The organism is Streptomyces sp. NPDC030296, assembly GCF_055572815.1.
The window spans coordinates 93064-118513 of the sequence record NZ_JBVICQ010000012.1 but is presented as its reverse complement, the minus strand read 5'-3'; the positions used below and the strand labels follow the sequence as shown (position 1 = coordinate 118513).

At 71.2% G+C, this 25450-nt stretch carries 22 protein-coding genes and 1 pseudogene; 14 read left to right on the top strand and 9 right to left on the bottom strand.

What is annotated here, in order from left to right; all coding sequences use genetic code 11:
* Positions 1-145 precede the first annotated feature (145 nt).
* The 4 genes and pseudogenes from ACZ4Z3_RS30915 to ACZ4Z3_RS30900 all read right to left on the bottom strand — a co-directional run bounded on the left by ACZ4Z3_RS30915 (position 146) and on the right by ACZ4Z3_RS30900 (position 4643).
* Positions 146-1429, bottom strand: a complete 1284-nt coding sequence (locus ACZ4Z3_RS30915; protein WP_468504121.1) for a hypothetical protein — start codon at positions 1427-1429, stop codon at positions 146-148.
* Positions 1430-1809: 380 nt separating this feature from the next.
* Positions 1810-2532, bottom strand: a pseudogene (locus ACZ4Z3_RS30910) (ABC transporter ATP-binding protein); the annotation flags it as partial.
* A 190-nt stretch (positions 2533-2722) separates the two neighbouring features.
* A complete protein-coding gene (locus tag ACZ4Z3_RS30905; RefSeq protein WP_468504120.1) occupies positions 2723-4087 on the bottom strand; it encodes an aspartate aminotransferase family protein in 1365 nt (454 codons plus the stop codon).
* 19 nt (positions 4088-4106) lie between these two features.
* On the bottom strand, positions 4107-4643 hold the full coding sequence (locus tag ACZ4Z3_RS30900) for an Lrp/AsnC family transcriptional regulator (protein ID WP_079049258.1): 537 nt from the start codon (positions 4641-4643) through the stop codon (positions 4107-4109).
* 178 nt (positions 4644-4821) lie between these two features.
* Between ACZ4Z3_RS30900 and ACZ4Z3_RS30895 the strand changes: the two genes are divergently transcribed.
* From ACZ4Z3_RS30895 to ACZ4Z3_RS30885, 3 genes are all read left to right on the top strand, one after another.
* Positions 4822-6258 (top strand): gamma-aminobutyraldehyde dehydrogenase, encoded by a 1437-nt coding sequence (locus tag ACZ4Z3_RS30895; RefSeq protein ID WP_359701623.1) that lies wholly within the window; start codon positions 4822-4824, stop codon positions 6256-6258.
* 52 nt (positions 6259-6310) lie between these two features.
* On the top strand, positions 6311-7504 hold the full coding sequence (locus ACZ4Z3_RS30890; protein WP_468504119.1) for an ABC transporter substrate-binding protein: 1194 nt from the start codon (positions 6311-6313) through the stop codon (positions 7502-7504).
* A gap of 184 nt (positions 7505-7688) precedes the next feature.
* A complete protein-coding gene (locus ACZ4Z3_RS30885) occupies positions 7689-8477 on the top strand; it encodes an SGNH/GDSL hydrolase family protein (RefSeq protein WP_468504118.1) in 789 nt (262 codons plus the stop codon).
* Between the two features lie 54 nt (positions 8478-8531).
* Here the strand turns inward: ACZ4Z3_RS30885 and ACZ4Z3_RS30880 are convergent, their stop codons facing one another.
* Positions 8532-9107 (bottom strand): PadR family transcriptional regulator, encoded by a 576-nt coding sequence (locus ACZ4Z3_RS30880; protein ID WP_468504117.1) that lies wholly within the window; start codon positions 9105-9107, stop codon positions 8532-8534.
* Between the two features lie 140 nt (positions 9108-9247).
* Between ACZ4Z3_RS30880 and ACZ4Z3_RS30875 the strand changes: the two genes are divergently transcribed.
* On the top strand, positions 9248-9640 hold the full coding sequence (locus ACZ4Z3_RS30875; protein ID WP_468504116.1) for a nuclear transport factor 2 family protein: 393 nt from the start codon (positions 9248-9250) through the stop codon (positions 9638-9640).
* A gap of 82 nt (positions 9641-9722) precedes the next feature.
* Here ACZ4Z3_RS30875 and ACZ4Z3_RS30870 read toward each other — a convergent pair whose 3' ends face one another.
* Positions 9723-10382: a YceI family protein gene (locus ACZ4Z3_RS30870; RefSeq protein ID WP_468504115.1), complete on the bottom strand. Its 660-nt coding sequence runs from the start codon at positions 10380-10382 to the stop codon at positions 9723-9725.
* 283 nt (positions 10383-10665) lie between these two features.
* Here ACZ4Z3_RS30870 and ACZ4Z3_RS30865 point away from each other — a divergent pair, with 283 nt between their 5' ends.
* Positions 10666-11190 (top strand): hypothetical protein, encoded by a 525-nt coding sequence (locus tag ACZ4Z3_RS30865; protein ID WP_468504114.1) that lies wholly within the window; start codon positions 10666-10668, stop codon positions 11188-11190.
* A gap of 211 nt (positions 11191-11401) precedes the next feature.
* On the top strand, positions 11402-13096 hold the full coding sequence (locus ACZ4Z3_RS30860; protein WP_468504113.1) for an RNA polymerase sigma factor: 1695 nt from the start codon (positions 11402-11404) through the stop codon (positions 13094-13096).
* Positions 13097-13122: 26 nt separating this feature from the next.
* Here ACZ4Z3_RS30860 and ACZ4Z3_RS30855 read toward each other — a convergent pair whose 3' ends face one another.
* Both ACZ4Z3_RS30855 and ACZ4Z3_RS30850 read right to left on the bottom strand, forming a co-directional pair.
* Positions 13123-13818, bottom strand: coding sequence for a glycerophosphodiester phosphodiesterase (locus tag ACZ4Z3_RS30855; RefSeq protein ID WP_468504112.1), 696 nt, complete (start codon positions 13816-13818; stop codon positions 13123-13125).
* Between the two features lie 33 nt (positions 13819-13851).
* A complete protein-coding gene (locus ACZ4Z3_RS30850) occupies positions 13852-14955 on the bottom strand; it encodes an adenosine deaminase (protein ID WP_468504111.1) in 1104 nt (367 codons plus the stop codon).
* Positions 14956-15798: 843 nt separating this feature from the next.
* Here ACZ4Z3_RS30850 and ACZ4Z3_RS30845 point away from each other — a divergent pair.
* A complete protein-coding gene (locus tag ACZ4Z3_RS30845) occupies positions 15799-16659 on the top strand; it encodes a DUF4190 domain-containing protein (RefSeq protein WP_468504110.1) in 861 nt (286 codons plus the stop codon).
* Between the two features lie 92 nt (positions 16660-16751).
* On the opposite strand, the gene ACZ4Z3_RS30840 is transcribed toward ACZ4Z3_RS30845, so the two are convergent.
* On the bottom strand, positions 16752-17318 hold the full coding sequence (locus ACZ4Z3_RS30840; protein ID WP_468504109.1) for an NADAR family protein: 567 nt from the start codon (positions 17316-17318) through the stop codon (positions 16752-16754).
* A 211-nt stretch (positions 17319-17529) separates the two neighbouring features.
* On the opposite strand from ACZ4Z3_RS30840, the gene ACZ4Z3_RS30835 reads away from it, so the two are divergent.
* The 7 genes from ACZ4Z3_RS30835 (at position 17530) to ACZ4Z3_RS30805 (ending at position 25422) form a co-directional block, all read left to right on the top strand.
* Positions 17530-19065: a gamma-aminobutyraldehyde dehydrogenase gene (locus ACZ4Z3_RS30835; RefSeq protein ID WP_468504108.1), complete on the top strand. Its 1536-nt coding sequence runs from the start codon at positions 17530-17532 to the stop codon at positions 19063-19065.
* Between the two features lie 83 nt (positions 19066-19148).
* A complete protein-coding gene (locus tag ACZ4Z3_RS30830; RefSeq protein ID WP_468504107.1) occupies positions 19149-20393 on the top strand; it encodes a polyamine ABC transporter substrate-binding protein in 1245 nt (414 codons plus the stop codon).
* An 8-nt stretch (positions 20394-20401) separates the two neighbouring features.
* Positions 20402-21571, top strand: a complete 1170-nt coding sequence (locus ACZ4Z3_RS30825) for an ABC transporter ATP-binding protein (protein ID WP_055540686.1) — start codon at positions 20402-20404, stop codon at positions 21569-21571.
* Positions 21571-22503 carry an ABC transporter permease gene (locus ACZ4Z3_RS30820; protein ID WP_468504106.1) on the top strand — a complete coding sequence of 311 codons (933 nt, stop codon included), beginning with the start codon at positions 21571-21573 and terminating at the stop codon, positions 22501-22503. Before ACZ4Z3_RS30825 ends, ACZ4Z3_RS30820 begins: the two co-directional genes overlap by 1 nt.
* Entirely contained in the window at positions 22504-23304 is an 801-nt protein-coding gene (locus tag ACZ4Z3_RS30815) for an ABC transporter permease (protein ID WP_468504105.1), read from the top strand. It abuts the gene before it with no gap.
* Positions 23305-23340: 36 nt separating this feature from the next.
* Positions 23341-24759: an NAD(P)/FAD-dependent oxidoreductase gene (locus ACZ4Z3_RS30810; RefSeq protein ID WP_468504104.1), complete on the top strand. Its 1419-nt coding sequence runs from the start codon at positions 23341-23343 to the stop codon at positions 24757-24759.
* A gap of 210 nt (positions 24760-24969) precedes the next feature.
* A complete protein-coding gene (locus ACZ4Z3_RS30805; protein ID WP_468504103.1) occupies positions 24970-25422 on the top strand; it encodes a hypothetical protein in 453 nt (150 codons plus the stop codon).
* Positions 25423-25450: the final 28 nt, after the last annotated feature.

Sequence of the window (25450 nt, the reverse complement as noted above, 5' to 3'; positions counted from 1 at the left end):
GTCTCTCCCGTAGCGTCGGTAGGTCCGTCGTGGGTCTCGGTCCGTTCGAGGGGGTAGACCGGGGCCCTCCGTGAAACTCATCGCCGGTCGCGGATTTTTTTCGTACGAGTTCTCCGGAGCCCTCGCTGCCACCGCCGGCCGGTGGTCAGGAGGCCAGCGGGAGTGCCGCCAGCTCCGCGACCGTCCAGGTCAGCGGGCCGAAGACGGCGAGCAGGGCACCCGCGCGGAGCAGGGCCGCCCGGCGGGGCAGGGCGGCGGGCGCCCCCATCCGCAGCAGCGCGGCCGTGGTGTCGGCGTGCGCCCGGCGGGCCTCGACGGCGGCCGTGGCGAGGGTGAGGACGGTGCAGCCGGCCACGACGAGCGCGCCCAGCAGGGTCAGCGGACCGACCGTGGGGCGCGTGCCGGAGGACAGCGTCACCATGGCGTACGCCCCGGAGGCCACCGCGCACACCACCCCGAGCGGCCGCCCGATCCGCCGGGCCTCAGCCTGCAGCACCCGCCCGGACAGCAGCCTGAGCGCCCCCGGCCGCACGGCCTGGAGCAGCCGACCGGTGAGGTGGGTGAGCCCGGGGCCGGCGAGGGCCAGGCCCAGCGCGGTCAGCAGCCAGCCGCCGAGCACCCCGGCGGGGCTGTCGGCGAAGCCTCCGGGGAGGGCGAGGGCGGAGCCGGCGTCGGACTGCCCGGCATAGGTCTCGACGGTGAGGCCGACGGCGAGGACGGCGACGCCCCAGGGAAGGCCGCCGGGCGCGGGGCGCGGGGCCGGCGGCTGGTCCGGCTCGGCGGTCGCGGAGGTCTCCTCGTCGGGCTCCGGCTCCTCCTCGAACCTGGTCGCGCCCGCCGGTTCCCGCACCCGGCGGCGGACGTCGAAGGCGTCGTACGCCATGAAGCGCGTCCGGAGGTTCGCGGCCAGGGACCGGGGGCCGCGGGGACGCAGGACCAGTGCCGTCGTCACGGACGCCACGACCGGCACCAGGGCGAGGAGGGTGAGGGCGGCCGGCAGCGGCAGGGGGCGGCCGGCGCCGAGGACGTCGGCGGCGGTGCCGTCGAAGGGCATGCCGGCGAGGTCGCCGCGCAGGTGGAGGAAGACGAGCAGGGCGAGCAGGGAGCCCAGGGTGGTGGACAGGGCCGTCGTCACGGCGGAGACGGCCATGAGGCGGACCGGGCCGAGGCCGATGGCGGACAGGCCGGGGCGCGGCCGGGTGCCGGGGTCGGTCCGGGCGACCGTCACCGCGAAGTGGATCGTGGCGGCGGCGGGGGCGAGGCACCAGAGCAGCCGGAGCAGCGAGCCGGAGGAGGCGTGCGGGTGGGCCAGGGCGTACCCGAGGGCGCACAGCAGCAGGAACCCCGTGCCGCCGGAGGCCGCGGCGACGAGCAGCCGACGGAGCTGGACGACGGGGTGGGCGCGGCGGGCTAGACGGAGAGCGAGCACGCGGCCCGGCCTCCTCCCTCGGCGGCGGACGGGCGGTCCCCTTTGCCGGAGTCGCCGTCCCGCGCGACGGCGGTTCGTCCGTCGTCTTCGGGGGCGGCGGCGGTGACGGTTGGCCGGTCGGCTCCGGAATCGGCCGGCAGGCCGGCGGTCGGCCGCTCGGCCTCGGAGGCGGGCCGGCTGCCCTCGCCGACGGCGTGCCGGGCCTTGCCCACGGTGGTGGCGAGGCGCTCACCCTCGGCGACGGACCGGACGTCACCGCGCGCCGCGGACCGCGCCTGACCGCGCGCGGCGCCCCGGCCGTCCTCTCGCGCGGGGGCGCGGCCGTCGTCCCGCGCGGCGGCGCGGCCGCCCTCGCGCGTGGTGGTGCGACCGTCCCCGCGGGCGGTCGGCCTCGGTTCGGCGCCGGTGGTGGGCGGGAGGTGGACGGTCTTGACGCATCGGCCGTCCAGCAGGGTCACCGTGCGGTCGGCGAGGGCGGCGGTCTCCGCGTCGTGGGTGGCGAGGACGACCGTGATCGCGTGGGAACGGGCGGCCGCGGTGAGCGTGCGCAGGACGTGGGAGCGCTCGGCGCGGTGCAGCGGGGCGGTCGGCTCGTCGGCGAAGAGCACGGTGGGCGCGGCGACCAGGGCACGGGCGACGACCACCCGCTGGCGCTCGGACTGCAGCAGGGCGTGCGGCCGCTTGCGGGCCGTGTCGCGGATGTCGAGGCGCTCCAGCCACTCCAGGGCGGCGGCCTTGGCGGCCCGGCGGCCCGTACCGCGCAGCATCAGCGGCAGGGCGGTGTTCTCCCAGACGTTCAGCTCGGGGACGAGCGCGGGCTCGGGGTCGATCCAGCCGAAGCGGTCTCGGCGCAGCCGCTCCCGCGAGACCGTCCCCATGGTGTGCACCGGGACGCTGTTGAACCACACCTCGCCCTGCTGGGGCCGCAGCTGGCCGGACAGACAGCGCAGGAGGGTGGTCTTGCCGCTGCCGCGCGGACCGGTCACGGCGAGGATCTCGCCCTCCCGCACGCCCATCGACACGCCTTGCAGCGCGGGCGAGCCGTCGTGCGCGTAGGTCAGACCACGTGCCCAGAGCACGTCGTTGTCCGGCGGGGCCACCATGGGCGTACACCTCGGTTCGGATCAGGGATTGCCGTGGGGAGTCCCCGTCCGGGGGAACGAAAGCAGGGCTGATCGGTTACCAGGCACGCTAGGCACGAGGGGTGGCCGGGCCGGACGTCACGCGGCCCGGGACGCCCCCATCTCACTCGTACGGGGGCATCCCGGGCCGTGCGCGGCGCCGGAGGGCGGTTTACAGCAGGGTCCACGCCTCTGTCAGCGTGGCGCGCAGGATCTGCTCGATCTCGTCGAAGGTCGACTGGTCGGAGATCAGCGGCGGGGCGAGCTGGACGACCGGGTCGCCCCTGTCGTCGGCGCGGCAGTACAGCCCGTTCTCGAACAGCTTCTTCGACAGGAAGCCGTAGAGGATCCGCTCGGTCTCGGCCTCGTCGAAGCTCTCCTTCGTCGTCTTGTCCTTGACCAGCTCGATTCCGTAGAAGTAGCCGTTGCCGCGGACGTCGCCGACGATCGGCAGGTCGTGGAGCTTCTCCAGCGTCGAGCGGAACGCCCCCTCGTTGTCGAGAACGTGCTGGTTGAGCCCCTCGCGCTCGAAAAGGTCGAGGTTGGCGAGGCCGACGGCCGCGGAGACCGGGTGGCCGCCGAAGGTGTAGCCGTGCAGGAAGGTGTTGTCGCCCTTGTAGAAGGGTTCGGCTATGCGGTCGGAGATCACACAGGCGCCGATCGGGGAGTAGCCCGAGGTCATGCCCTTGGCGCAGGTGATCATGTCCGGGACGTAGCCGAACTTGTCGCAGGCGAACGTCGTGCCGAGGCGGCCGAAGGCGCAGATGACCTCGTCGGAGACGAGCAGCACGTCGTACTGGTCGCAGATCTCGCGGACCCGCTGGAAGTAGCCGGGCGGCGGCGGGAAGCAGCCGCCGGCGTTCTGCACCGGCTCCAGGAAGACGGCCGCGACGGTGTCCGGGCCCTCGAAGAGGATCTGCTGCTCGATCTGGTCGGCGGCCCAGCGGCCGAAGGCCTCGGGGTCGTCGCCGAAGAGCGGGGCGCGGTAGATGTTGGTGTTCGGGACCTTGTGCGCGCCGGGGACCAGCGGCTCGAAGGGGGCCTTGAGGCCGGGCAGACCGGTGATCGACAGGGCGCCCTGTGGGGTGCCGTGGTACGCGACGGCGCGGGAGATGACCTTGTACTTGGTCGGCTTGCCGACGAGCTTGAAGTACTGCTTGGCGAGCTTCCAGGCGGTCTCGACCGCCTCGCCGCCGCCGGTGGTGAAGAAGACCTTGTTCAGGTCGCCGGGCGCGTGGTGGGCGAGGCGTTCGGCCAGCTCGACGGCCTTCGGGTGGGCGTAGGACCACACCGGGAAGAAGGCCAGCTCCTGCGCCTGCTTGAGCGCGGTCTCCGCGAGTTCGGTGCGGCCGTGGCCCGCCTGGACCACGAAGAGACCGGCGAGACCGTCGAGGTACCGCTTGCCCTTGTCGTCGTAGATGTACGTGCCCTCGCCCCGGACGATGGTGGGGACCGGGGAGTTCTCGTACGACGACATGCGGGTGAAGTGCATCCACAGGTGGTCGTACGCGGTCTTGCTGAGGTCCTTGGGGCTCACGGTTATCGCGTCCTCACGGTTATCGGGTTCCCCACATGTAGGTCTGCTTCTTGAGCTTGAGGTAGACGAAGCTCTCGGTGGAGCGCACGCCGGGCAGGGTCCGGATGCGTTTGTTGATCACCTCGAGGAGGTGGTCGTCGTCCTCGCAGACGATCTCCACCATCAGGTCGAACGAACCCGCGGTGATCACGATGTACTCGACCTCCGACATGGCCGTCAGCGCGTCCGCGACCGGGTCGAGATCGCCGTCGACGTTGATGCCGAGCATGGCCTGGCGCCGGAAACCCACGGTGAGCGGGTCGGTGACGGCGACGATCTGCATCACGCCCTGGTCCAGCAGCTTCTGCACGCGCTGCCGCACGGCCGCCTCGGAGAGGCCGACGGCCTTGCCGATCGCGGCGTACGGCCGGCGGCCGTCCTCCTGGAGTTGCTGGACGATGGCGAGGGAGACGGCGTCCAACTGGGGAGTGCCGTTCCTGGGCTCCTTGGAGTCCCTCCGGGGCTCGCGGGAGTCCCTCTGCTCTGCGCTTCGACTGGCCACGAGCACACTGTGCACGAGACCTCGACAGTTCCGCAAGGCCGGATCGATGAAATTCGTTGTTTACAGCGCCGTAGCTTGCGGATTTCGCAGCGAGTCTGGTGTCGGGGGTGTTGAAAACGTCGGTCGGCGGATTAGGGTGGTGTCTCAAAGGATGGACACCCCCATCTGGAACCCATATCTGGAGGGCACGGCAGTGAGCACCGAGCTGCGTCGTCTGCGTAACTACATCGACGGGGAGTTCCGCGACGCGGTCGACGGACGGACCACCGAGGTGGTCAACCCCGCGACCGGCGAGGCCTACGCGACCGCGCCCCTGTCCGGCGAGGCCGACGTCGACGCGGCCATGGCGGCCGCCGCGGCCGCGTTCCCCGGCTGGCGGGACACCACCCCGGCCGAGCGCCAGAAGGCCCTGCTGAAGATCGCGGACGCGTTCGAGGAGCGGGCCGAGGAACTCATCGCGGCCGAGGTGGAGAACACCGGCAAGCCGATCGGACTGACCCGGTCCGAGGAGATCCCGCCGATGGTCGACCAGATCCGCTTCTTCGCGGGTGCGGCCCGGATGCTGGAGGGCCGCTCGGCCGGCGAGTACATGGAGGGCATGACCTCGATCGTCCGCCGTGAGCCGGTCGGCGTCTGCGCGCAGGTCGCGCCCTGGAACTACCCGATGATGATGGCCGTGTGGAAGTTCGCCCCGGCGATCGCCGCGGGCAACACGGTCGTCCTGAAGCCGTCGGACACCACGCCGGCGTCGACGGTCCTGATGGCCGAGATCATCGGGGCGATCCTCCCGAAGGGCGTCTTCAACGTCATCACCGGCGACCGTGACACGGGCCGCCTGATGGTCGAGCACTCCGTTCCGGCCATGGCGTCCATCACCGGTTCGGTGAGGGCGGGCATGCAGGTCGCCGAGTCGGCGTCCAAGGACCTCAAGCGGGTCCACCTGGAGCTGGGCGGCAAGGCGCCGGTCGTCGTCTTCGAGGACACCGACATCGCCAAGGCCGTCGAGGACATCTCCGTGGCGGGCTTCTTCAACGCCGGGCAGGACTGCACGGCGGCCACGCGGGTGCTGGTGCAGGAGTCGATCCACGACGAGTTCGTGACGGCGCTGGCCAAGGCCGCCGCCGACACCAAGACCGGGCAGCCGGACGACGAGGACGTGCTGTTCGGTCCGCTGAACAACCCCAACCAGCTCAAGCAGGTCTCCGGGTTCATCGAGCGGCTGCCGGCGCACGCGCGCGTGGAGGCCGGGGGCAAGCAGGTCGGCGACAAGGGCTACTTCTTCGCGCCGACCGTCGTCTCCGGGCTGAAGCAGGACGACGAGATCATCCAGAAGGAGGTCTTCGGGCCGGTCATCACCGTGCAGTCGTTCAGCGACGAGGCCCAGGCCGTCGAGTGGGCGAACGGCGTGGAGTACGCCCTCGCCTCGTCGGTGTGGACCAAGGACCACGGCCGGGCGATGCGGATGTCGAAGGCGCTGGACTTCGGATGCGTGTGGATCAACACGCACATCCCGCTGGTCGCGGAGATGCCGCACGGCGGATTCAAGAAGTCCGGGTACGGCAAGGACCTCTCGGGCTACGGGTTCGACGACTACACGCGGATCAAGCACGTCATGACGTCCCTGGACTGACGGGCGGTCCGCCTCGTTGCACGGGGTGGAGGCCGGGCGGCATGCTGCGGTGATGTTCGTACCGCGGGGCAACGCCCGTCCTCCGTCCCGTCGTTCTGTTCTGCGCGCCCTTGGTTCCGGTGCGCTGGCCGGCGGGCTCGCCGGGTGCGGGGTGCCTGCCGCGTATGTCGCGCCCGGGGACCGGGCCGGACCAGACCGGTCCATCCAGGAGAAGCGGGTGAGCTGGGCGAACTGGCCGTTGTACATCGACACCGATGACGCGGACGAGTCGCGCAGGCCGACCTTGGCGGCGTTCGAACGGCGGACCGGGATCCGGGTCGACTACGTCGAGGAGATCAACGACAACGACGAGTTCTTCGGCAAGGTCGGCCCGGCGCTGATGAACCACCAGGACACCGGGCGCGATCTCATCGTGCTCAGCGACTGGATGTGCGCCCGGTTCGTACGGCTGGGCTGGGTGCAGGAGATGGACCGGGCGGCCCAGCCGAACGTCACCGCGCACCTCGATCCGCAACTGCGGTCGCCCGTCTTCGATCCGGGACGCGCGTTCACCGTGCCCTGGCAGTCCGGGATCACCGGGATCGCCTACAACCGGCGGAAGGTGGGCAGCGAACTGCGCCGTCTGTCCGACCTGTGGGCGGACGACCTCAAGGGGCGCGTCACCCTGCTCTCCGGGCTGGACGAGGCGTTCGCGCTGCTGATGCAGGGCAACGGCGTCGACGTCACGCGCTGGAGCGCCGACGACTTCCACCGGATCTGCGACCAGGTGGAGGCCCGCGTCCGCGCGGGCCACATCCGCCGGTTCACCGGCAACGACTACATCAAGGACCTGGCGTCCGGGGACGTCCTCGCCTGCCAGGCCTACTCCGGCGATGTGATCCAGCTCCAGGCCGACGACCCCGACATCGCGTTCGTCGTCCCCGAGGAGGGCGCCGAACTGTGGTCCGAGTCCCTGATGATCCCCGACCTGGCCCGGCACAAGACCAACGCGGAACGCCTCGTCGATCACTACTACGACCCCGAGGTCGCCGCCGAACTGGCCGCCTGGGTCAACTACGTCTGCCCCGTCCCCGCCGCCCGCGACGTCCTCGCCTCCGCCTCGGACAAGGAGACCGCCGCGCTCGCCGAGGACCCCCTGATCTTCCCCGACGGCACCATGCGGTCCCGCCTCGCGATCGCCCGCGACATCACCCCGAAGGAACGGCCCGGGTTCGCCAGGCGCTGGAACGGGATCGTGGGGTTGTGAGGGTAGGCGCCGCGGCGGCCCGTGTCGGGGTGGCCGGTGCGGGGGTCGGGGTTGAGGAGCCCGTGTTGTGAGTGCTTCGGGCGCGGCGCTATCTTCATAGTCAACAATGCACCTAGGTACGGAGTTGTCTAGGGGTGATCGGTTCGCCCTTCGCGGGCGGTGTTGGCGAGGAGGCGGTCGGCCCGTGTCGAGCGGTGCGTATCTGCGGTACGTCGCCCTGGGTGACAGTCAGACCGAGGGGCTCGGGGACGGCGACGACGTGCACGGGTTCCGGGGGTGGGCGGACCGGCTGGCCGAGCGGGTCGCCCGGCACAGCCCCGGCCTGCTGTACGCGAACCTCGCCGTGCGCGGCCGTAAGGCGGGCGAGGTGCGCGCCGAGCAGCTCGCCCCGGCGCTCGCGATGCGGCCCGACCTCGCCACCGTGGTGGCCGGCGTCAACGACGTGCTCCGCCCGAGCTGCGACCTGGACGAGGTGGCCGGTCACCTGGAGGCTATGTTCGCCGCGCTCACCGCGCAGGGCGCCACGGTCGCGACGCTCATGTTCCCCGACGTCGGCCGGATCTCGCCGATGGCCCGGCCGCTCGCCCCTCGGGTCCTCGCGCTCAACGAGCGCATCCGCGAGGCCGCCGCACGGCACGGCGTGGTGGTGGCGGAGACGGCCGCGCACCCGGTGGCGACCGACCCGAGGCTGTGGAGCGCCGACCGGCTGCACGCGGGGCCCCTCGGCCACGACCGCATCGCGGACGCCGCCGCGTACGCGCTCGGCCTGCCCGGCAGCGACGACAGCTGGACCCTGCCGCTGCCGCCCGAGGGGGCGGCGGCCGCGGGGCTGCGGGCCCTCGGCGCCGAACTGCGCTGGGCCGGGGCCTTCCTCGGCCCCTGGCTGCTCCGCCGGCTGCGCGGACAGTCCTCCGGCGACGGCCGTCGACCCAAGCGCCCCGAACTGCTCCCGGTGCTCACCGCCACGCCCTGACCACGCCCTGGGGCGAGCAGGGGTCGGCCTTCGCCGCGGACCCGGGCCGCGGGGTCAGTTCTCGGCGTGGAGCGCGGCCGCGCGCTGGTCGAGGCGGCGGAGCGCCATGTCGCCCCACTGGAGGTTCTCCCGCTCGAAGGACATGCCGCGCAACAGGGTGAGGTAGGGGCCGACGCGCTCGGCCTCGGCGAAGTACGCCTCCTCGGAGCGCCCGTCGAGCAGACGGCGGCGGAGTCGCTCGTAGCGGGCCAGCTTGGCCGTGGCCCACTCCATGCGCTCGGCGACGGCCTTGCGTACGGCGTCGATGTCGCCGGCGTCCACGCACTGCACCTTGACCAGCAACTCGTCCCGGATCGCGGACGGTTTGCCGAGGGGTTCGACGGTGTAGGCGTGCACGGCCGCGCGCCCGGCCTCCGTCAGCGAGAACAGCCTCTTGTTGGGGCGGCGCTGCTGCTCGATGACACGGGCCGCGACCAGCCCTTCGGCCTCCATGCGCTCCAGCTCCCGGTAGAGCTGCTGGGGGGTCGACATCCAGAAGTTGGCCACGGACGCGTCGAACGCCTTCGCGAGGTCGTACCCGGACGCCTCGCCCTCCAACAGCGCGGCCATCACCGCGTTCCGCAACGCCATGGACCCACGCTAACACCGCGTGTGACTACTCAAGGAGGCGACGTACAGCCGCCTCCGCGCTTGTGGACAAGGGGGAAGCCGCCCTCTAGCCTGCCTGTGTCATAGTCAATTTGTTCAATATCAGCTCATGAGGTGGGCTCGTGCATCCCTTCCGTAAGGCCGTCGAGAGCGGCGACATGGACGCCGTCGCCGCCCTGCTGGCCGACGACGTCGTCTTCACCAGCCCCGTCGCCTTCAAGCCGTACCCGGGCAAGGCCATCACCGCCGCGATCCTGCGGGCCGTCTCCCGCGTATTCGAGGACTTCACCTACGTTCGTGAGATCGCCAACCCGGACGGCCGTGACCACGCCCTGGTGTTCACCGCCACGGTCGCGGGCAAGCGGTTGCAGGGCTGCGACTTCCTGCACTTCGACGAGCAGGGCAGGATCGACGAGTTCACGGTGATGGTGCGGCCGCTCTCGGCCGCCCAGGCGCTCTCCGAGGCCATGGGCGCCCAGTTCGAGCGGATCGCGCAAGAGGCCGCCGAGGGGTGACGCGTCATCGCCGACGAGGCCGCCCGGGGCGCATGACCCCGGGCGGCCGCGTCATGCCCGTCGGGTGCTCCTCGTGGGCTCGTCAGGCCCCGGGGAACTGGCGGATCGCGGCGAGGTCGAACTGCAGCCGGACCTTCTCGCTGACCATGGCGCCGCCCTCGGCGAGCCGCTGGTTGTAGGTGAGGCCCCACTCGGAACGGTTGATCGTGGTCGTGCCGTCGAAGCCGACACGCTCGTATCCGAACGGGTCGACGACATGGCCGATATAGGTGAGTTCGAGGTCGACGGGACGGGTGACGTTCTTGATCGTGAGGTCGCCGGTCATGCGGTAGACATCGTTGCCGACGAGGTCCACCGCCGTACTGGCGAAGCGCATCCGGGGATAGGTCGCGGCATCGAGGAAGTCCCGGCCGACCAGATGGGCGTCGCGTTGTTCCACGCCCGTGTCGACGGACGCGGTGGACAGCAGGATCTCGGCCTGCGAGCGGGACGGGTCACGGCCGTCGAAATAGAGCCGGCTCTCGTACTGCGTGAAAGCTCCGCGCACGGTCGTCACCAGGGCGTGGCGGACGGAGAAACCGATACGACTGTGCGCCCGGTCGATGATCCATTCTCCGGTCAGCCCCGCCAGGGCGGGATCCAGCGTGCCGGTGGCGGCGAACGCCGGGGATTCGTGGGGGAGTTGTCGGTCAGTGGGGGGAGCCGGGCGGCGCAGGGACGCAGCACGGTTGAACAGGTTCATGATTCACGTAACTACGGCAGTTGGTAAAGGGCCGCAAGCCTTCTTCAAGAGCCGCGCACACGGTCACCACGAATTGCCCGTCGCATTCTCCTGCCATTCGCCGTAATTCGTCGAACGGCGGGCGGGTCGCGAAAAGCGGGAAGAATCGCCTTATTGCGTCCGGAGGTATGGGGCGCGCCGCGCGGGGTCCGGCGGTGAGCGGGTGGCGGGTGGCGGGTGGCGGGTGTGGGGTGGGCGAGGGGGGGCTTTTGAACGTGTTCAAGTACGGGCGTACGCTCCTGCCATGAGCGACAGAGCCGCCCTGGTGAAGGGCATCCGCGCGTGGCTGGTCTTCTTCGTCGTCTGCCTGGTGCTGAGCGGCGCCACGGCCTTCCCGCTCGTCCACGAGCTGCGCTGGACCGAGGAGTTGATGCGGTCGCTGTCCGTCGGTGACCACCTGCCGGGGCTCATGGAGTGGATCGAGCGGGTGCGCGCCGGGCTGGACGAGGCCGACGCCGAGTACCCGTTCCTGCTGTACGGCACCGACTGGCTGGCCTTCGCGCACCTCGTGATCGCGGTCGCCTTCTCCGGGCCGTGCCGCGACCCGGTGCGCAACATCTGGGTCGTCGAGGTCGGGATGATCGCCTGCGCGGGGATCATCCCGCTGGCCCTGATCTGCGGTCCCGTCCGAGGCATCCCCTTCTGGTGGTCGCTGATCGACATGTCGTTCGGGGTGTTCGGAGTGATCCCGCTGTACGTCGTGTGGAAGCGGATCAAGCGGCTGGAGGCGCTGACGCCGGTCGCGACGCCGCCGGCGGCCACGGCCTGAGTGCCCCGGCCGCGTCACGGGCCGAAAACTGTTATCGGCGGCGCCTGCGTCCCGTCTCCACGCCGACGCCTGTTTCCCCACGTACAGGAGCGCGCCGCATGGGACGTGTGATCTCCGCCTCGCGGGTTCCCCCTGTCACGGGAACGGCTGAGAAGGTACGGAAAACAGCCGATTGAGCAGGGTGCACCCCCCGGGGCCGGAAGGAACGTACGTGGACGGGCGGCAGTGGCGCTCCACCATCGCGGCCGCACAGGCGGGCGACCGGCGGGCCCTCGACGAACTGGTCGAGGGCTGGCTGCCGCTCGTCTACAACATCGTCGGCCGAGCCCTGAACGGTCACGCCGACGTCGACGACGTCGTGCAGGAGACCATGCTGCGCGCCGTCGACAACCTCGGCACCCTGCGCGACCCGGACAGCTTCCGGTCCTGGCTCGTCGCCATCGCGATGCGCCAGATACGGGACCGGGCGCGACGGCGCACCACCGACCGGCTCGCCGACACCGACGGCCACGAAGCCGCCGACTTCGCCGAACTGACCGTGCTGCGGCTCCAACTGGAGGGCCAGCGACGCGAGGTCGCCGAGGCGGTCCGCTGGCTCGACGACGAGGACCGGCAACTGCTCTCCCTGTGGTGGCTGGAGGTCGCCGGCGAACTCAGCCGGCGCGACCTCGCCGCCGCCGTCGGCATCAGCCGGCAGCACGCCGCGGTACGGGTGCAGCGGATGAAGGCCCGTCTGGAGACCGCGCGCGGCATCGTCAGGGCCCTCGACTCCTCCTGCGCCGACCTGCGCCAGGTGACCGCCCGGTGGACCGGGCGGCCCGACTCGGTGTGGCGCAAGCGCATCGCCCGGCACATCCGCGGCTGCGACCGCTGCGACGGCCACGGCAGGCGCGGCGAGGCCGTCGTACCCGCCGAGCGTCTCCTCGTCGGCCTCGCCCTCGTCCCGCTCCCCGTCGGCTTCACCCTGTCGCTGGCGTTCGGGGGCAAGGCGGCGGTCGCGGCGACGGCCGCCACTGCCTCCGTCGGGTGGTCCGCCAAGGTGCTGGGCGCCCTCACCAAACCGGCGGTGGCGGTGACGGCGTCCGCGACGATCGTCGCGGGGGGCGCATACGTGGTGACGAAGCCCCCTGAACAACGGGCCCCGCAAGCGGCGCCCACCGCACTGAGCACGGCCCGCCCGCAGGCCCCCGCCCCGCGCCGTTCCCCCTCCGCGCCCGTACCCTCGACGTCCCCCAGCCCGCCCCCGTCACCGTCGGCGTCGCCGAAGAAGAAGCGCGAGGCGTCGTACGGCACGGTCGTGGACGCCGTGGACCGGGCGCCCGACCCGGACACCCCGCCCCGAGCCCTTCCTCGCCGGCCCGAGACGGGGATCGAGAGCACCGGCGGCGCGCACGCCGTGATGAACCACCGCGGCGACAGCGTGACCCTCAAGGGGGAGGGCTACATCCTCGTCCGTTGGCAGCTCGCGCCGCAGTACCGGCCGGGCGCCCTGGTCATGCCGGCCTGGACCGGGCTGAAGGGCAGGCTCTTCCACGTCGCCTCGGGCGGCGGCCGCCGCATGGACGACCCGGTGTCGCCGGACGGCCGGACCAGCGGCATGGGCGGCCCCGACATCGGCTACATCGTCCTTCCCGACGGCACCCAGCAGATGTGGCAGAACGAGTACTTCTACCTCGACGGCACGGTCACCCTCGTCCAGAACGAACGCGGCGCCGACTACAACATGTCCGTGTTCCCCTCCTCCCGGACCGCCGTCGAGGAGGACGTCAACCGCGGCCCCGACCAGGGCGCCCTCCGCTACGGCCTCGTCCGCGACAACGGCACGGACACGACGCCCGTGCCGCAGTACGTCACCCGGGAGACACCGGAGGACGCGGCGACGGTGGCCCAGCGGTCCGACGTGTGAGGGTCGGCTACCCGGACGCGCGGTCGTCAGTTCCCGTTCCGCAGGGCGCACAGGGTGTCGACGCGGTTCGTGGTGATGGAGTCGACCCCCAGGTCCACCAGCCGCCGCATGGAGCGACGGGTGTCCGGCGTCCACACGGACAGCAGGTAGCCGTCGCCGTGGACACGGTCCGCGAGGGCCCGGCTCACCAACCCGAAGCGGTAGTTGAGCCAGCGGGGGCGTACGACGGCGAGCAGGGCCGGGCGGGGCGGGGCGAGGGTCTTCCAGGTGAGCGCGATCTCGGCGTCGGGGGCGACGGCCCGCAGCGCGAGCATGGTGTCGGCCCCGGCGCTGTAGTACACCCGCTCCTGCGCCCCGCACTCCTGTACGACGCCCGCGACCTGCCGTATCGCCCGGCGGTCGGCGGCGCCCGGCAGGTCGATCATGACCCGGTTGTCCCCGGTGACGGCCAAGGCCTCGGCCAGCGTCGGCACACCGTCCGCCGTGAGCCCCCGCACCTCGGCGGCGGACAGTGCCGCGATCGGCCGGTCCAGCTCCCACAGCCGCTTCAGCGTGGAGTCGTGGAGCAGGACCGGCACGCCGTCGCGGGTCGTCCGTACGTCGAACTCGACGGCGTCCGCGCCCAGCGCGAGCCCCGCGCGCAGCGAGTCCAGGGTGTTCTCGCGGTGGCGGTACGGGGCGCCGCGATGGGCCACGGCGGTCACGGTGCGCAGGGGGTTCATGGTGCTTCCGGTGCGGGTCGTCTTCCGGTGCGATCAGGGGGCGAGCCAGGCCGAGGTGTAGGTGTCGATCTCGGCGGCCAGCCGGGCCTTGCCGGGCTCGTCGAGGAAGGCCGCCTCCACCGCGTTCTTCGCGAGCGCGGCCAGCCCCCGCTCGTCGAGGTCGAGCAGCCGGGCGGCGACCGCGTACTCGGAGTTGAGGTCGGTGCCGAACATCGGCGGGTCGTCGGAGTTGACGGTCACCAGGACACCGGCCGCCACGAACTCCTTGATCGGGTGCTCGTCGAGGGTGCGGACCGCGCGCGTCGCTATGTTCGACGTGGGGCAGACCTCCAGGGCGATCCGGTGCTCGGCGAGGTGGGCGAGCAGCTTCGGGTCCTGGGCGGAACTCGTGCCGTGCCCGATGCGCTCCGCGCGCAGTTCGTTGATCGCGTCCCAGACCGTCTCCGGCCCGGTGGTCTCGCCGGCGTGCGGAACGGAGTGCAGCCCGGCCGCGACGGCCCGGTCGAAGTACGGCTTGAACTGCGGCCGCGGCACACCGACCTCGGGCCCGCCGAGCCCGAACGACACCAGGCCCTCCGGGCGCAGCCGGTCGTCGGTGGCGAGCCGGACGGTCTCCTCGGCCGACACGAGTCCCGCCTCGCCGGGGATGTCGAAGCACCAGCGCAGTACGGTCCCGAACTCGGCCTCGGCCGCCTTGCGGGCGTCCTCGATCGCGTCCATGAACGCCCGCTCGTCGATGCCGCGACGCGTCGACGAGTACGGCGTGATGGTCAGCTCGGCGTACCGCACCTGCTGCCGGGCCAGGTCCCTGGCCACCTCGAACGTCAGCAGCCGGACGTCCTCCGGGGTGCGGATCAGGTCCACGACGGACAGGTACACCTGGATGAAGTGCGCGAAGTCCGTGAACGTGAAGTAGTCCGCAAGCGCCTCGGGGTCGGTCGGCACCTTCGAGTCGGGGTGGCGGGCGGCGAGTTCGGAGACGATCCGGGGGGAGGCGGAGCCGACGTGGTGCACGTGCAGTTCGGCCTTGGGCAGGCCGGCGATGAAGGCGTGCAGGTCGCGGGCGCCGCTGCCGTCGGGCGCGGGGGAGACGCCGGGTGCGGCGGGCCCGCCGGGCGCGGTGCGGTGGTCGGTCAAGGTTCCTCCCGGGAACGGCGTCCGGCCCGGACCGATGGTCTTCTTCGGGGGACGCGGGTGATCGGCTGATCGATGACTCGGGGGTCATCGTAGGCGGCGGGATCCGCGTCGGGGGCGTCGGGCTTTAGCATGACCGAACGTGCGGCTGATGGTGCGCCGTCCTCCGCTTGTCCGGTCAGCGGTACGACGGGATCGACGAGACGCAACGCCACGACGCGGAACGGAACAGAGGGGGACCCGCGCATGTCGTCCGACGAGGCCACGACTCCGGCGACACCGGCAGACCCGCCGACACTCCGGGGTGCTTGGGTGGCGCCGGGGGAGAGTGCGATATCCGGCGCCGGGGCCGGCGCGGAGGCGCAGGCGGCTGCGTCAGCCGCGACGCCGACCAAGGGTGCCGCCGCCGGGGAGGGTGCCGCCGCCGGGGAGGGTGCCGCGCCCACTTCGGAGGAGTCGGAGGAGTCTGAGGGGTCGGAGGGGTCGGAGGGGTCGGAGGGGTCGGAGGGAGCGGCCGCGCCCGCGGACCTGCCGCCCCGCCCCGAGGACCGAGGGCCGTCGGCGCCCACCCGGAAGGTCGCGTTCGACAAGCCTGCGCGTGCAGACGTGGCGGATGCCGCTCGCGTATCGCTCGACAAGCCTGCGAACGCGGATGTGGCGGATGCCGCCCGGGTGTCGCTCGACAAGTCGGCCGCCGGTGCAACGGGCCCCGCCCCCGGTGCAACGGGCCCCGCCCCCGGTGCAACGGGCCCCGCCCCCGGTGCGACGGGCCCCGAGCCGGTGTCCGGGGCACCCCGGCCCTGGGCCGGCCCCGGTGGGTTCGCGGCCCCGGCCGCGCAGGAGCCCGTGACCCCTCCGGCGTGGACCCCGCCACCCGCGACCGCGTCCGGGGCCCGCGCCCCCTTCGCGGCACCGGGTGACACGACGGCCTTCCCGGCGCCCCCGCCGCACCCGGCCAACCCCTTCGCCCCGCCCTCGGCCGGGTCGCCCTCACCGGCTCCGGCGCCGCACGCCACCAACCCCTTCGCTCCTCCCACAGCCACTCCGCACCCCGTTGCGCAGGGCCCCGCCCCGAGCAGTCCGTTCGCCCCGCCCTCCGACGGCACGACGGCCTACCCGGCGCCCGCGCCCTACGCCGCCTACCCCCCGCCCGCGCCCGCCGCCTGTCCTCCTCCGGCGTCGACACCCGGCCCCGGCGCCCCCGTGCCGCCCCCGCCGATCAGCCCCGACGGACCGGGGCAGTTCCCGTACGGCTATGCGCCGTACCCGGGTGGCGGTCCCGGCCCGGCCGGGCACGCCCACACCTCCGGTTACGGCTGGCCCCTCATGCCGCCCCCGCCGAGCAACGGGATGGGCATCGCCTCGATGGTGCTCGGGATCTGCGCGGCCACCCTCTTCTGCATGTGGCCGCTGGCCATCCTGCTGGGCGTGATGGCGGTGATCTTCGGCGTCATCGGCCGCGCCAAGGCGAGCCGGGGCGAGGCGACGAACCCCGGGCACGCGCTGGCCGGAATCATCTGCGGCATCGCCGGCTTCCTCATGGGCATCGGCTTCTTCGTCCTGATCGTCGTCGCACCGTACGGCACGGACGAGTCGGACACCGACGTCTTCGACGACGGCTACGACACCTCCCTGTCCCTGTCCCTGGCCCTGTCGAGCGAGAACGCCCCGCCGGCGCTCGCCCGCCTCGCCTCGCCGAGCCCGTAGCCCTTCCTCCGAGCCCGCCCCCACCGGCCCACCGCGGTGGGTCCCAGGGCCGCGGGGGCCCTGCGGGTCTGTGGCTGCCCCAGACCCCGGGCTTACCCGTCCTCCCCCCGCAGCAGTCGCTCCCGCGCCTTCATCAGGGCGAAGCCCAGCAGGTTGGGGCCACGCCATCGCGTGGGGTCCATCGCGCGTTCGTCGTCCGCCGCGAGGCCGATGCCCCAGACGCGGTCCAGGGGGCTGGCCTCGACGAGGACGCGGACCGTCGTGCCCAGCAGCCAGGCCCGCAGATCGTCGTGCGCGGCGAACTTGTGGACGCTGCCCTCGACGACGATGCCGAACCGCTCCCGCTCCCACAGGGCCTCGTCGAAGCCGCGTACGAGGCGCCCCACCTTCTTCGCCATCGCGGGGCTCGACGCCGCGACGGCCTTGCGCTCCGCCTCCACGTCACCGAACAGCCGGGCCTTGGACGCCATCATCCAGTGCTCCGCCGTCGCGTACTCCACGCCGTCCACCGTGAACGGCGACGGCCACCACTGACTCAGACAGCTCGGCCCCACCCGGCCGTCGGGCCGCGGACGGTGCCCCCAGAAGTGCAGGTACTTGACCCTCGCCCCCGCCTGGACCTCGCTGATCAGCGCGTCCCAAGAATCGATCTTCAGCATGCCGACGAGTGTGGCACCCGCCACGGACACTCCGTCCTCGATTTTCACCCGCGACTGGACACCTGGTCGACAGATTCCGTCGCGTAACCAAAAGGCAACAACGGAATCACTTGTTGATGCCCCGTCCCTCTGTCAGGATCGGCACTCAAATCGAGCTGGAGCTACGCCACCCGCCCCCAGGACACAGGGGGACAAGGCGGAGGAGAGCGACATGCAGAACCCGGGCACCGCCACCCCGGACCGATTCCCCGCGCAGGAACGCTTCGCGGCCGGCGCGCAGTACATCGCCGGCCGCCTCACGAAGGGCACGTCGGGCCACACGCACGCGGTCGTCGACCCCGCCACCGGCGACGAGGTTCTCACCTACGAGCTGGCCGGCACGGACGACGTGGACGCGGCCGTCGCCGCCGCCCGCCGCGCCTTCCCCGGCTGGGCCGCGGCCACCCCCGGCGAGCGGTCCGACGCGCTGCACCGGTTCGCCGCCGTGCTCGCCGACCGGGCCGAGGACTTCGCCCGCGCCGAGTCGCTCCAGTGCGGGAAGCCGCTGAAGCTCACCCGTGAGTTCGACGTCCCGGGCACCATCGACAACACCGCCTTCTTCGCGGGCGCCGCCCGCCACCTCCAGGGCCAGTCGGCCGGCGAGTACTCCGGCGACCACACCTCGTACGTGCGGCGTGAGCCCATCGGTGTCGTCGGCTCCATCGCCCCCTGGAACTACCCCCTCCAGATGGCCGCCTGGAAGATCCTCCCGGCGATCGCCGCGGGCAACACGATCGTCCTGAAGCCCGCCGAGCCGACCCCGCTCACCTCGCTGTTGTTCGCGCAGGCCGCCACCGACGCCGGAATCCCCGACGGTGTGATCAACATCGTCACGGGCACCGGCAGGGTGGCCGGCGAGCACCTCGTCGGGCACCCCGATGTGGCCATGACGTCCTTCACGGGCTCCACCGCCGTCGGCAAGCGGGTCGCCGAGATCGCCACCGCCACCGTCAAGCGGCTCCACCTGGAACTCGGCGGCAAGGCCCCCTTCGTCGTCTTCGACGACGCGGACCTGGAGGCCGCCGTGCACGGCGCCGTCGCCGGCGCCCTCATCAACACCGGGCAGGACTGCACGGCCGCCACGCGCGCGTACATCCAGCGTCCCCTCTACGAGGCGTTCGTCGAGCGCACGGCCGCCCTCATGGAGACCGTCCGGCTGGGCGACCCGTTCGCGCCCGGCACCGACCTCGGCCCGCTGATCTCGCACGTCCAGCGCGACCGGGTCGCCGGGTTCGTCGACCGGGCCCGCGGGTACGCGCGCGTGGTCGTCGGCGGTCAGACACCGCAGGGCGAGCTCGCGAAGGGCGCGTACTATCGTCCGACCCTCGTCGCCGACGCCGCCCAGGACAGCGAGATCGTCCAGTCGGAGATCTTCGGCCCCGTCCTCGTCGTCCTGCCGTTCGACAGCGACGACGAGGGCATCCGCCTGGCCAACGACACCCCGTACGGGCTCGCCGCCTCCGCGTGGACTCGCGACGTGTACCGGGCGGGTCGCGCGACACGGGAGATCAAGGCCGGGTGCGTGTGGGTCAACGACCACATTCCGATCATCAGCGAGATGCCGCACGGCGGCTACAAGGCGTCCGGCTTCGGCAAGGACATGTCGGCGTACTCGTTCGAGGAGTACACGCAGATCAAGCATGTCATGTTCGACAATACGGCGGTGGCCAGAAAGGACTGGCACCGCACGATCTTCGGGGACCGCTAGTCAGACCGGGGACCGGCCGCCCGACCTCCGGCCGGTCCTCGCCACCCTCCCGAAAGGGCACCTCCCGAAAGGGCATCACGCGCATGGAGCAGTACGAGCCCGACCGCCTGTCCCCGGCCCAGGTGGCCGCCATGCGGCGCAGTCTCAGGAACGGCAGGGCCGCACTGAGCCGCCGTTCGCTGCTGCGCGCCGGAACGGGCGGCGCGCTCGCCGTCGGCGCGCTCGGCACGCTGAGCGCCTGCGGCATCCCCGCGGCGAAGAACACCGCGGGCGTCTCGTCCGAGGACCACTCGGCCAAGGAGAAGGAGATCGCCTTCTCCAACTGGACCGAGTACATGGACGTCGACGACAGCGGCAAGCACCACCCGAGCCTCGACGCGTTCACCGAGCGCACCGGCATCAAGGTCAAGTACACCGAGGACATCAACGACAACGTCGAGTTCTTCGGCAAGATCAAGCCGCAGCTCGCCGCCGGTCAGGCCACCGGCCGCGACCTCATCTGCGTGACCGACTGGCTGGCGGCCCGGCTGATCCGCTTCGGGTGGGTACAGAAACTGGACCCGTCCAACCTGCCGCACGCCTTCATGAACCTCTCCCAGCAGTTCCGCAGCCCGGACTGGGACCCGGGGCGGGCCTACTCCTACCCCTGGCAGGGCATCTCGACCGTCATCGCCTACAACAAGAAGGCCCTCGACGGTGAGGAGGTCAAGTCGGTCTCCGACATGCTCGACAACCCGAAGCTGAAGGGCCGCGTCGGCTTCCTCTCCGAGATGCGCGACAGCATCGGGATGACCCTGCTCGACATGGGCAAGGACCCGGCGAAGTTCTCCGACGACGACTACGACGCGGCGATCGCCCGCCTCCAGAAGGCCGTCGACAAGGGCCAGATCCGCCGCTTCACCGGCAACGACTACACCTCCGACCTGAGCAAGGGCGACCTCGCGGCCTGTATCGCGTGGGCCGGTGACGTCGTACAGCTCAAGGCCGACACCCCGGACGTCGACTTCGTCATCCCCGACAGCGGCTACATGACCTCGACCGACAACCTGCTCATCCCGAACAAGGCCCGGCACAAGACCAACGCCGAACGGCTCATCGACTACTACTACGAGCCGAAGCCGGCCGCCGAACTCGCCGCGTACATCAACTACGTGTGCCCCGTCGAGGGCGTGAAGGCGGAGCTGGCCAAGATCGACGAGGACGCGGCGAACAACCCGCTGATCATCCCCGACGCCGCCATGGCGGCCAAGTCCCACGCCTTCCGCTCCCTCGCCCAGAAGGAAGAGACGGCGTACGAAGAGAAGTTCGCGAAGCTGACGGGGGCGTGACGAGGACCATGAAGACCACACAGAACAGCAGCGGTGACGTCCGCCTCACCGGCATCGGCAAGACCTACGGCTCCTTCACCGCCGTGCACCCACTCGACCTGACCGTGCCGGAAGGTTCCTTCTTCGCCCTTCTCGGCGCCTCCGGCTGCGGCAAGACCACCACGCTGCGGATGATCGCAGGCCTGGAGGAACCGTCCCGGGGCACCGTGTCGCTCGGCGACCAGGACGTGACGCACCTCCCGCCGTACAAGCGGCCGGTGAACACCGTCTTCCAGTCGTACGCCCTCTTCCCGCACCTCGACATCTTCGAGAACGTCGCCTTCGGACTGCGTCGGCGCGGCCTCAAGAGCGTGAAGAAGCAGGTCGACGAGATGCTGGACCTGGTCCAGCTCGGCGAGCAGGCGCGCAAGAAGCCGCACCAGCTCTCGGGCGGCCAGCAGCAGCGCGTCGCCGTCGCCCGCGCCCTGATCAACCACCCCAAGGTGCTGCTCCTCGACGAGCCGCTCGGCGCCCTCGACCTCAAGCTGCGCCGCCAGATGCAGCTGGAGCTGAAGCGCATCCAGACCGAGGTCGGGATCACGTTCATCCATGTCACGCACGACCAGGAGGAGGCCATGACCATGGCCGACACGGTCGCCGTGATGAACGGCGGCAGGGTCGAGCAGCTCGGTTCCCCGGCCGACCTCTACGAGAACCCGAAGACCACCTTCGTGGCCAACTTCCTCGGCACCTCCAACCTCATCGAGGCCGAGGTCGACTCCAGGAGCGGCGAGGAGATCGTGCTGAAGGCGGGCGACGGCAAGCTCGTCCTGCCCGAGGCGCGATGTGCGGCGCCCGCCACCACCGGCGGCAAGGTCCTCGTCGGCATCCGCCCCGAGAAGATCACCCTGACGCACGCGGACGACGCGGGCGAGATCCCGGTCGGCCGCAACCGCATCACCGGGAAGATCGCCGCGACCAGCTTCATCGGGGTCTCCACGCAGTACGTCATCGACAGCTCGGTCTGCCCCGAGTTCGAGGTGTACGTCCAGAACATCGACCGCGACGCCCGCCTGGTCCCCGGCGCCGACGTCGTCCTGCACTGGAGCCCGGCCCACACCTTCGGCCTGGACGCCGCCCAGTCCCTGCTTGCTGGGACAGCGGGCTCCGCCGGTGTCGAAGAGGGGGCGGCCCTGTGATGTCGACCCTTGCCGAAGCCGAGGCGCCACCGCCCCTCGCCCCCGTACCGACGGAGAAGCCGCCCCGCAGAAGGGGCCGCTGGACGCCGTACCTTCTCCTCGCGCCCGGTCTGATCTGGCTGCTCGTGTTCTTCGCGATGCCGATGGTCTACCAGGCCTCCACGTCCGTGCAGACGGGCTCCCTGGAGGACGGCTACCAGGTCACCTGGCACTTCGCGACCTACTGGGACGCGCTCGGCGAGTACTACCCGCAGTTCCTGCGCTCGGTGCTCTACGCCGGCACGGCGACGTTCCTGTGCCTGCTCCTGGGCTACCCGCTGGCGTATCTGATCGCGTTCCGCGCGGGGCGGTGGCGCAATCTGATCCTGATCCTGGTGATTGCGCCGTTCTTCACCAGTTTCCTGATCCGCACCCTCGCCTGGAAGACGATCCTCGCGGACGGCGGCCCGGTGGTCGGCGCACTCAACTCGCTGCACGTCCTCGACGTCACCAGCTGGCTCGGCCTCACGGCGGGCGACCGTGTGCTGGCCACGCCGCTCGCGGTGGTCTGCGGCCTCACGTACAACTTCCTGCCGTTCATGATCCTGCCGCTCTACACCTCGCTGGAGCGCATCGACGGACGGCTGCACGAGGCGGCGGGCGACCTCTACGCGACCCCGTTCACCACCTTCCGCAAGGTCACCTTCCCGCTGTCCATGCCCGGTGTCGTCTCCGGCACCCTGCTGACCTTCATCCCCGCCAGCGGCGACTACGTGAACGCCGAGCTCCTCGGCTCCACCAACACCCAGATGATCGGCAACGTCATCCAGAGCCAGTTCCTGAGAATTCTCGACTATCCGACGGCGGCGGCCCTCTCGTTCATCCTCATGGCCGCGATCCTCATCATGGTCACGGTATACATTCGCAGGTCCGGGACGGAGGATCTGGTTTAAATGGCCTTCCTGAACTGGCTCAAGCGGCATCTCGTCGTCATCGCGGGACTGCTCACCCTCGGATATCTGCTCCTGCCCAATGTCGTGGTCACGGTCTTCTCCTTCAACCAGCCGAAGGGCCGCTTCAACTACGAGTGGCAGGAATTCTCCACGGCCGCCTGGACCGACCCCTGCGGCGTCGCCGACCTGTGCGGCTCGCTCTCGCTCAGCCTCCAGCTCGCCGCCTGGGCGACCCTCGGCGCCACCGTCCTCGGCACCCTGATCGCCTTCGCGCTCGTCCGCTACCGGTTCCGCGCGCGGGGCGCCGTCAACTCGCTGATCTTCCTGCCGATGGCGATGCCCGAGGTCGTGATGGCCGCCTCGCTGCTCACCCTGTTCCTCAATCTGGGCGCGCAGTTGGGTTTCTGGACGATCCTCATCGCCCACATCATGTTCTGCCTCAGCTTCGTCGTCGTCGCCGTCAAGGCGCGCGTGATGTCGATGGACCCACGGTTGGAGGAGGCCGCGCGGGACCTGTACGCCGGCCCCGTCCAGACGTTCCTGCGCGTCACCCTGCCGATCGCCGCCCCCGGTATCGCGGCGGGCGCGCTCCTCGCCTTCGCGCTCTCCTTCGACGACTTCATCATCACCAATTTCAACGCGGGCTCGACCGTCACCTTCCCCATGTTCGTCTGGGGTTCGGCACAGCGGGGAACGCCCGTCCAGATCAATGTCATCGGTACGGCCATGTTCCTGATCGCCGTACTGTTCGTGGTGGCCGGAATGGTCTTCACGAACCGCAGAAAGCGGCAGAAGGCATAACGCCGCCCGTCGGAATTCTCGTAGGGAGTTGAAATCATGGCCCCAAGCGCCATGAACCGTTGGACCAAGTCTCTCTCCGACGCACAGCCGGTCCCGTACTGGCTCGAAGACCCCGGCAAGCCCCACCCCGAGCCCGCCCTCACCGGCGCCGAGACCTGCGACCTGCTGGTCGTCGGCGGCGGCTACAGCGGACTGTGGACCGCGCTCATCGCCAAGGAGCGCGACCCCGGACGGGATGTCGTCCTGCTGGAAGGCCGTGAGGTGGGCTGGGCCGCCTCCGGACGCAACGGCGGCTTCTGCGCCGCCTCCCTCACCCACGGTCTGGCCAACGGCCTCAGCCGCTGGCCGGACGAGATCCACAAGCTGGAGGAGCTGGGCGCCCGCAACCTCGACGAGATCGAGGCGGCGGTCGCCCGGCACGACCTCGACTGCGACTTCGAACGCACCGGTGAGATCGATGTCGCCACCGAGACCTACCAGGCCTGGGAACTGCGCGACTGGTACGACGAGATCAGCCGCAGGGGCCTCGCCGACGGCATCGAGTTCCTCGACGCGGACGCCGTCCGCGAGCAGGTCGCCTCACCGACCTTCGAGGCCGGGCTCCACGACCGCCGGGGCGTCGCGATGGTGCACCCCGCCAAGCTGGCCTGGGGTCTCAAGCGCGCCTGTGTGAAGCTCGGCGTCCGCGTCTACGAGCACACTCCCGCGCTCAGTCTGAAGGCGTACGGCGCCGGCATGGCCGTCCGCACCCCCTACGGCCAGGTCCGCGCCCGTCAGGTCGCCCTCGGCACCAACATCTTCCCCAGCCTGGTCAAGCGCGTCCGCGCGTACACCGTCCCGGTCTACGACTACGCCCTCATGACCGAGCCGCTCACCGCCGGCCAGCTGGCGTCGATCGGCTGGAAGAACAGACAGGGGCTCGGGGACTCCGCCAACCAGTTCCACTACTTCCGGCTCTCCGCCGACAACCGCGTCCTGTGGGGCGGCTACGACGCCATCTACCCCTACGGCGGCCGGGTGCGCGCCGAGTACGACGACCGGCCCGAGACGTACGCCAAGCTCGCCGGCCACTTCTTCACCTGCTTCCCGCAGCTGGAAGGCGTCCGCTTCACCCACGCCTGGGGCGGCGCCATCGACACCTGCTCCCGCTTCTCGGCGTTCTTCGGCACCGCCCACCAGGGCAAGGTCGCCTACGCGGCCGGGTACACCGGGCTGGGGGTGGGCGCCACCCGGTTCGGCGCGGAGGTCATGCTCGACCTGCTCGCGGGGGAGCGCACGGAACGCACCGAGCTGGAGATGGTCCGCAAGAAGCCCCTGCCGTTCCCGCCGGAACCGTTCGCCTGGACCGGGATCGCCCTCACCAAGTGGTCCCTCGCCCGCGCCGACTCCCACGGCGGCCGGCGCAATCTCTGGCTGAAAGCCATGGACCGTCTGGGGCTGGGCTTCGACAGCTGACACCACGCAGGATGGAGGGGGCGCACCGAAGCGCTCGCGCGCCATGGGCGTACGCCGTGCTGGGCAGGCGTACGCCCATCTCGAATGCCGTCATCCGATTCACCACCAACACATGAGGGGAACCCGCGTAATGCCGGCCCCGCACCGCTGTCTGTGCTCCTGACGCGACACCGCGTCCGACGGAGCTCTACAGAGAGGGAGGTCCCCGTCATGACTGGGGCCAAGACGGCGGTCGAGTGGCTGGCAGCGGTGGCGCCGGATCCGGACGCCTGCCGCTGGGAGTGGGAACGCAACCCCCTGGGAGTCACCCTGCTCCCGGCGGGCCGGGCCTGGGACGTGCTGATCCTGCCGGGGGAGCTGGGCTACCCCACGCTGGACGTCCTGACCCGCGTCATCGACCGACCAGGGCCCGTGCTCGTCGACTTCGGCGACGACCGCATGGGCTTCTTCGTGCCCCCGGGCACGGCGTCCCGCTGGCTCGGCACGGGGGTGCGCAGCGCCGGCCGCGGCACCTGGATCGTGGTGCCCTACCCCGGTCGGCAGTCCGGCGGTGTCCGCTGGCTGATCCCCCCGGACGGCACCGGCACCCTCACCGACCCGGCCCTGCTGGAACTGGCGATGCACGAGGCGGCGGCGGGCCTCGCCGGGGACCATGAGTGTTGAGCACAAAGGCCCGAGAAACACCGTTCTT

Excerpts from the sequence above, each read along its gene's own strand:
- ACZ4Z3_RS30865 (WP_468504114.1), top strand. The coding sequence starts at position 10,666 with ATGAGCGACAGAGCCGCCCTGGTGAAGGGCATCCGCGCGTGGCTGGTC.
- ACZ4Z3_RS30835 (WP_468504108.1), top strand. The coding sequence starts at position 17,530 with ATGCAGAACCCGGGCACCGCCACCCCGGACCGATTCCCCGCGCAGGAA.
- ACZ4Z3_RS30815 (WP_468504105.1), top strand. The coding sequence starts at position 22,504 with ATGGCCTTCCTGAACTGGCTCAAGCGGCATCTCGTCGTCATCGCGGGA.
- ACZ4Z3_RS30805 (WP_468504103.1), top strand. The coding sequence starts at position 24,970 with ATGACTGGGGCCAAGACGGCGGTCGAGTGGCTGGCAGCGGTGGCGCCG.
- ACZ4Z3_RS30870 (WP_468504115.1), bottom strand. The coding sequence starts at position 10,382 with ATGAACCTGTTCAACCGTGCTGCGTCCCTGCGCCGCCCGGCTCCCCCC.
- ACZ4Z3_RS30840 (WP_468504109.1), bottom strand. The coding sequence starts at position 17,318 with ATGCTGAAGATCGATTCTTGGGACGCGCTGATCAGCGAGGTCCAGGCG.
- ACZ4Z3_RS30830 (WP_468504107.1), top strand. The coding sequence starts at position 19,149 with ATGGAGCAGTACGAGCCCGACCGCCTGTCCCCGGCCCAGGTGGCCGCC.
- ACZ4Z3_RS30825 (WP_055540686.1), top strand. The coding sequence starts at position 20,402 with ATGAAGACCACACAGAACAGCAGCGGTGACGTCCGCCTCACCGGCATC.
- ACZ4Z3_RS30855 (WP_468504112.1), bottom strand. The coding sequence starts at position 13,818 with ATGAACCCCCTGCGCACCGTGACCGCCGTGGCCCATCGCGGCGCCCCG.
- ACZ4Z3_RS30820 (WP_468504106.1), top strand. The coding sequence starts at position 21,571 with ATGTCGACCCTTGCCGAAGCCGAGGCGCCACCGCCCCTCGCCCCCGTA.
- ACZ4Z3_RS30880 (WP_468504117.1), bottom strand. The coding sequence starts at position 9,107 with ATGGCGTTGCGGAACGCGGTGATGGCCGCGCTGTTGGAGGGCGAGGCG.
- ACZ4Z3_RS30810 (WP_468504104.1), top strand. The coding sequence starts at position 23,341 with ATGGCCCCAAGCGCCATGAACCGTTGGACCAAGTCTCTCTCCGACGCA.
- ACZ4Z3_RS30890 (WP_468504119.1), top strand. The coding sequence starts at position 6,311 with ATGTTCGTACCGCGGGGCAACGCCCGTCCTCCGTCCCGTCGTTCTGTT.